Raw genomic sequence first — 6,896 nt, 5'->3', positions numbered from 1 at the left:
CAGGATTTCTTTAATCCTAATTCTATTTAGTATTTTAGCATAAAAAAACGTGCCTCAAAAAAGCCCTCATAAAGTAACTCCATTAATGAAGCAATACAATGCCATCAAGGACAAATATCCTGATGCGATGCTTCTCTTTAGAGTAGGTGATTTTTATGAAACTTTTGGATCAGATGCTATTTCTGCTTCACGTATTTTAAATATTGTTCTTACCAATCGTAATAATGGAGGCGAACGCTCAGAACTTGCTGGCTTTCCTCATCATTCTTTAAATACATATTTACCAAAACTTGTCAAGGCTGGATTAAGGGTTGCCATATGTGACCAGCTTGAAGATCCTAAGCAGACTAAAACGATCGTTAAAAGAGGTGTAACGGAATTAATCACTCCTGGAGTCTCCTTAAATGATGATGTCTTGTCTAGAAATTCCAATAATTTTTTATGCTCGATATTTTTAGGTTCCAAACAAAACTATGGTATTTCCTTTTTAGATGTTTCTACAGGCGAATTTCTTGTTTCTGAGGGGTCGCTTGAAGACATAGATAAGCTGCTTCAAAACTTTAATCCAAGTGAAATTCTTATTTCTAAAAAGCAAAAAAATGCTTTACACGATACTTTAGGAAAACAACACCCTTTCTTTTACTTAGATGATTGGATATTTAAATCGGACTTTTCTCAGGAAGCGATTCATTCTCATTTTAAAACCACTTCAGTAAAAGGCTTTGGAATTCAAGATTTTGAAGAAGGTTTAATTTCTTCAGGTGCTATTCTTCACTATTTATCTGAAACCAATCATTTTCAACTTGAACATATAAACACCATTTCAAGAATTGCGAAAGAAGACTATGTTTGGATGGATAGGTTTACAATAAGGAATCTTGAGTTATATCATTCTTCTACGCCTGGTGCTGTCACTCTTATTGATGTGATTGATAAAACTGCTTCAGCAATGGGAAGCAGGATGCTTAAACGTTGGTTAGCTTTTCCTTTGAAATCTGAATATAAGATTAATCAGCGTTTAGAAAATGTCAGTTTGTTTAAAAGTAATTTTGATTTGCAAACTGAGATAAGATCCTACTTAAAACAGATCAATGATATTGAACGTTTAATTTCAAAAGTGGCGACTTTAAAAATAAACCCTAGGGAGTTACTTCAGCTTAAAAACTCTATGGATGTTATAAATTCTTGCATGCTTTTGCTTAAGGAATCTGGTCACGAAAGTTTAAAAACAATTGCAGATCAGTTAAATTCCTGTGATGTATTTAGGGCCAAAATCGATTCAGCATTATCTGATGAACCTCCCGTCAATATTCTTAAAGGTAATGCTATTAAAAGCGGTTTTTGTGAGGAGTTAGATGATATTCGAAAAATCGCGTTCTCTGGTCATGATTTCTTAAATGAAATGTTAGAGAAAGAATCCAAGCTTACCGGTATTCCTAGTTTAAAAATAGGTAGCAATAATGTGTATGGCTATTACCTCGAAGTGAGACATGCTCATAAGAATAAAGTACCAGAGGAGTGGACACGAAAGCAAACCCTTGTCAATGCAGAACGCTATATTACTGAGGAGCTTAAGGTGTATGAGGAAAAAATTCTTACTGCAGAGGAAAGAATTTCAACACTAGAGCAGCAGCTCTTTCATGAATTAGTGATCTGGACCCAAGATTATATCAAAGTTATACAACAAAACGCAGTTCAAATTGCACAGCTAGATTGTCTTTCTGGTTTTGCTCAATTGGCTATGGAACGTAATTATAATAGACCTATAATCAATGGAAGTTTAGAACTCAACATTAAAGAGGGAAGGCATCCGGTCATTGAGAACCAACTTAAAGCAGAAGAAGAATATATTAGTAATGATCTCTACTTAGATCAGGAGGCTCACCAAATCATAATGATTACAGGTCCCAACATGAGTGGTAAATCCGCTTTACTAAGGCAAACAGCTCTCATTGTCTTATTAGCTCAAATGGGAAGCTTTATACCTGCTTCTTCTGCAGAGATCGGTATTGTAGATAAAATTTTTACTAGGGTAGGCGCAAGCGATAATATCTCTATGGGAGAATCAACATTTATGGTAGAAATGAACGAATCTGCTAGTATTTTAAATAATTTGTCGGAAAGAAGCCTAGTCTTATTAGATGAAATTGGACGAGGTACAAGTACATACGATGGTATTTCTATCGCTTGGGCTATTGCTGAGTATATTCATGAGCATCCCACAAAGGCTAAAACACTTTTTGCGACTCATTATCATGAGCTTAATGAAATGTCTAAACAATTTAAACGCATTAATAATTACAATGTCTCCGTCAAAGAGCTTAAAGACAAAGTTTTGTTTTTAAGGAAATTAGTTCCTGGCGGAAGTGAACATAGTTTTGGAATTCATGTAGCTAAAATGGCAGGTATGCCACAATTTGTTGTTCAGAAGGCTCATAAAATTTTAAAAAAACTAGAATCTTATAGAGATTTAGAAGGAGATATGAGTCTATTAAAACAGGCAATTCAACCAGAGCCACAACTGAGTTTTTTCAATATGGACGATCCTTTACTAGAAGAAATCAAGGATGAAATCCTCAGTTTAGACATCGACACCCTAACCCCAGTGGAAGCCTTGATGAAACTCAATGAAATAAAAAGACTACTTAAGCCTAAAGCAAAAAAGTAGATAGAGTTTAAAAAATCTTCTCTAAAAATTATCTTTTCAGATTTTACGTAAAAGGTTTTGAAAAATCAAATAATATATTAAATTTGCACTCGCAATTAATCATGCGAAAGTAGCTCAGCGGTAGAGCACCACCTTGCCAAGGTGGGGGTCGCGGGTTCAAATCCCGTCTTTCGCTCTATTTCGCTCGGATGGTGGAATTGGTAGACACGTTGGACTTAAAATCCAATGACCATTGCGGTCGTGCGGGTTCAAGTCCCGCTCCGAGTACCAAACCCTTTGAGAAATCAAAGGGTTTTTTTATGTGATAGTCCTATGCCTAGAAAACTAAAAAACAGAGAGCTCATTCGTAAAACAGATGAAGAATTTAAGGATTCTCCAAAGACTCCACTGATTTTGATTCTTGATAACATAAGAAGTCTAAACAATATTGGCTCTGTTTTTCGAACGTCTGATGCCTTCCTTATTCAAAAGATCTATCTGTGCGGCATCACGGCTACACCTCCTCATAAGGATATTCAAAAAACAGCTTTAGGAGCCACTCAGACCGTAGACTGGACTTATGTAAAAGACACTCTAGAACTCGTAAAAGGTTTACAGCAGCAGGGTGTGAAGGTGATGTCGATAGAGCAAGCTGAACACTCCATATCTTTGAAGGACTTTTACCCTAAACAGAATCAACCATATGCACTAGTCTTAGGTCATGAGGTAAAAGGGGTTCAACAGGAGGTTGTAGATCAATCTGATGGGGTTATTGAAATTCCACAATTGGGAACCAAGCATTCTTTAAATATTTCAGTAACCACAGGAATTTGTGTTTGGGATTTTATGTCAAAAACACAGGGTATTTAATTCACTCGATTTTTGAAAAGTTGAAGTCATCCCAAATTCTCTTTTATGCTTTTTCTTCCTCTACTTTATTTTGAAGCATTTTCAATTCATCTCTAAATCTAGCAGCTTCCATAAAGTCAAGATCCTTTGCGGCTTTTTCCATAGATTTTCTCACCTTGGTCATTCTCTTTTTCAAGTCGCTTTCAGAATAATTAGCGACAGCTTCTTCCGCAGCTTCAAGGGTTGGCATTTCTATCACTTCGTAGGGTTCCTTTTTCTTTCCACTTAAAGCAGAATCCAAGGATTTTTTGACAGCCTGTGGTGTAATGTTATGTTTTATATTGTAATCAATTTGTTTTTGGCGTCTATAATCGGTTTGGTCCATGGTTTTCTGCATGCTAACGGTAATTTTATCTGCATACAGTATGCCTTTGCCTTCCAGATGTCTAGCGGCTCTCCCTATAGTTTGCGTCAGTGTTCTGTTACTTCTTAAAAAGCCCTCTTTATCTGCATCCAAAATGGCCACCAAAGATACTTCAGGTAAATCTAGACCTTCCCTCAGTAAATTTACACCCACCAAAACATCAAACACTCCTTTTCTTAAGTCAGACATAATTTCAACTCTTTCTAAAGTGTCGATATCACTGTGGATATAGCGGGTTCTTATTTTTACTCTGGTCAAATACTTGGACAACTCTTCTGCCATTCGTTTGGTTAGAGTTGTTACTAATATTCTTTGATCTTTATCAACTCTGATATTAATTTCCTCAATGAGATCATCAATTTGATTCTGACTAGGTCGTACCTCTATCACTGGATCCAATAATCCTGTTGGTCTTATGACCTGCTCAACAACTACTCCACCAGATTTTTGCAATTCATAATCAGCAGGAGTTGCACTCACATAAACGACCTGGTTTTGCAAAGCTTCATATTCTTCCAGCCTTAGTGGCCTATTGTCCATGGCAGCTGGTAGTCTAAATCCATAATCTACCAAGTTTTCCTTACGAGATCGGTCACCACCATACATAGCCCCTACTTGGGGAATAGTAACGTGGCTTTCATCTACAATCATTAAAAAATCGTCTGGAAAATAATCAATCAAGCAAAATGGTCTTGTGCCCGGCTCCCTTCCGTCTAGATACCTAGAGTAGTTTTCAATTCCAGAGCAATAGCCTAATTCTTTTATCATTTCAAGATCGAAGTTGGTTCGCTCCTCGATACGTTTAGCTTCCAAAGGTTTTCCTATCTCTTTAAAGTATTCAATCTGTTTTCCTAGATCGATAGCAATTTGATCGATAGCTTGATTTAGGATATCAGGGGACGTCACGAAAATATTGGCAGGATAAATATTTAATTTATCATATTTCGCCATAACCTCGTTGGTTTCTACGTCAAAAGCTTCAATCTCTTCAATTTCGTCACCAAAGAAGTGAATGCGATAAGCATGATCAGCATAGCCCGGAAACACATCTAAGGTATCTCCTTTTATTCTGAAATTACCACGATTAAATTGAGCTTCTGTTCTAGAGTATAGACTTTGTACCAAACGTTGAAGAAGCTTCGTTCTCGGAATCTGCTGATCCACTTCGATAGAAATAACATTCTTTTGAAATTCTGCGGGGTTTCCAATACCATACAGACAACTTACCGAAGCAACAACTATAACATCTCGCCGTCCTGAAAGTAATGAGGAAGTTGTGCTTAGTCTAAGTTTTTCAATTTCATCATTGATGGATAGATCTTTTTCGATATAAGTTCCACTTGAAGGGATAAAGGCTTCTGGCTGGTAATAATCATAATAGGACACAAAATACTCAACGGCACTATCCGGAAAAAACGCTTTGAATTCTGAATAGAGTTGTGCAGCTAGGGTCTTATTATGAGCCAGAACCAGTGTAGGTCTTTGAACCTCTTCCACCACATTGGCTATAGTGAAGGTCTTTCCTGATCCTGTGACGCCCAATAAAGTTTGATACCGCTCATTATTATGAAGACCCTTTACCAGTTTATCGATCGCTTGAGGTTGGTCGCCAGCAGGTTTAAAATCTGATTTCAGAGTAAACTTCATAAAGTTAATTTTTGGCGAAGATACTTGGAAAGGAAGTCATCGCAAACTTTCTTTATGTCCTTTGGCATTACTTTCACAAGTGAATATACTTCAAGATATAGGTGACAATTCGACTCCTTATGTTACTGAAAAATAATCTCTTTATTGGTTTTTGGTATTTTTTTGACTTGATATGGAATCAACAGAGGCAAGGTGACCATAGAACCTTCAGGAGAATTATTTTGCATCTTGAAGATAAGTGTAGTTTCATTTTCACTTTCAAATAAAATTTCAATAGAATACCCGCTGGTATTCCTAATTTTATCTGTAGCTATTAATAGTATATATTGTTGAAAGTTGATTGGATTTTCATCAAAATAACTTAAGAATGATTCTTTGTCTGCAAAGGTGTTTTCAAGCTCAGATTGTCTGCTGATACCCAAATTCCGATTGGCTAGGGAGCTATTTTCATCGTTAAAATTGCCCTCTTTGACGAATTCTAATCTAGAATCAGCTTTAGCGTTATCATCCTCTGAAGAGCAGCTGAAAAGAACCATGGAAAGGAGTAGAAGAAGGATAGGTTTTATAATTCATTTTTTATTAAGATATTAAAAATGAGTAAGGCCTGCTTTAGTGTAATGAAAACCTTACTAAAACTTCACTCTTCACTTCCATCTGATCAAAAGATAGGTTTGGAGAATAGGTTTCATTTATGGAGGAGGCTCCTCTTATCTGAACACCAGAGGCTTTTCCTTGTAAAGCATAGGTATAGGAGTTGGTTTCCGAAATATATATCGCCTTACCAATATCTTGCCCTATGGCTTTAGACATTGCTCCAGCAGCTTCTTTTGCATGAGTCACTGCTTTTGCTTTCATCTGTGATTTAATAAGATCAATTTGCGAGTGTTCCGTTTTTCCTAAGTTGATATTAGAAATCTCAATGTCTTGTAATGCGTTTAAGACCTTACCTAAAGTAGAGGCCTGATACACCAAAAGGCTGTAGGACTTATTTTTTAGAATTTTCTGACCAGACAAAAAATAAGATTTAAAGTTACTCCCAGCATCAGTTATAAAAAGTTGCTTTTCAATATCAATAGATAGTTTTTCTAATTCTGAAATCATCTTTTGTTCCTGCTTTTCGACGCTTGTTCTTCCATGGGTATCGTCTTCAGATATTAAAATATCCAAGTAAATCCTGTCTGGACTTACTAACGTGTCGGCGCTCCCTTTAACTTCTATATAAGGTTGATCAATAAAGTTTTTTTGCTGAGCTATAGCGTTGGAGATACATAAGAAGAATATTAAAAAGCTGAGTAAAGATTTCATAAGGTTTCAGTTTAAAAAAGATTA

General features: G+C 36.2%; 5 protein-coding genes and 2 tRNA genes. 4 read left to right on the top strand and 3 right to left on the bottom strand.

The window, feature by feature from the left end:
- The first annotated feature begins 49 nt into the window (after positions 1–49).
- From mutS to CXF67_RS12725, 4 genes are all read left to right on the top strand, one after another.
- The gene (mutS, locus tag CXF67_RS12740; protein ID WP_102089085.1) at positions 50–2,668 is read left to right on the top strand and encodes a DNA mismatch repair protein MutS; all 2,619 of its coding nucleotides are present in this window, start codon (positions 50–52) and stop codon (positions 2,666–2,668) included.
- A gap of 103 nt (positions 2,669–2,771) precedes the next feature.
- Positions 2,772–2,843, top strand: a tRNA-Gly gene (locus CXF67_RS12735).
- Positions 2,844–2,850: 7 nt separating this feature from the next.
- Positions 2,851–2,938 (top strand) — tRNA-Leu (locus tag CXF67_RS12730).
- Positions 2,939–2,980: 42 nt separating this feature from the next.
- Positions 2,981–3,517 (top strand): RNA methyltransferase, encoded by a 537-nt coding sequence (locus CXF67_RS12725; RefSeq protein ID WP_102089084.1) that lies wholly within the window; start codon positions 2,981–2,983, stop codon positions 3,515–3,517.
- Positions 3,518–3,560: 43 nt separating this feature from the next.
- Here CXF67_RS12725 and uvrB read toward each other — a convergent pair whose 3' ends face one another.
- The 3 genes from uvrB to CXF67_RS12710 form a co-directional block, all read right to left on the bottom strand.
- Positions 3,561–5,567, bottom strand: a complete 2,007-nt coding sequence (uvrB, locus tag CXF67_RS12720) for an excinuclease ABC subunit UvrB (protein WP_102089083.1) — start codon at positions 5,565–5,567, stop codon at positions 3,561–3,563.
- A gap of 122 nt (positions 5,568–5,689) precedes the next feature.
- Positions 5,690–6,103 carry a PrcB protein gene (locus CXF67_RS12715; protein WP_257984689.1) on the bottom strand — a complete coding sequence of 138 codons (414 nt, stop codon included), beginning with the start codon at positions 6,101–6,103 and terminating at the stop codon, positions 5,690–5,692.
- Positions 6,104–6,176: 73 nt separating this feature from the next.
- Entirely contained in the window at positions 6,177–6,872 is a 696-nt protein-coding gene (locus CXF67_RS12710) for an SIMPL domain-containing protein (RefSeq protein ID WP_102089081.1), read from the bottom strand.
- Positions 6,873–6,896: the final 24 nt, after the last annotated feature.

It is taken from the genome of Psychroflexus sp. MES1-P1E (assembly GCF_002836055.1).
Lineage (GTDB): Bacteria > Bacteroidota > Bacteroidia > Flavobacteriales > Flavobacteriaceae > Psychroflexus.
The sequence above is the reverse complement of the archived record's forward strand: the minus strand, read 5'-3'. Positions and strand labels throughout refer to the sequence as shown.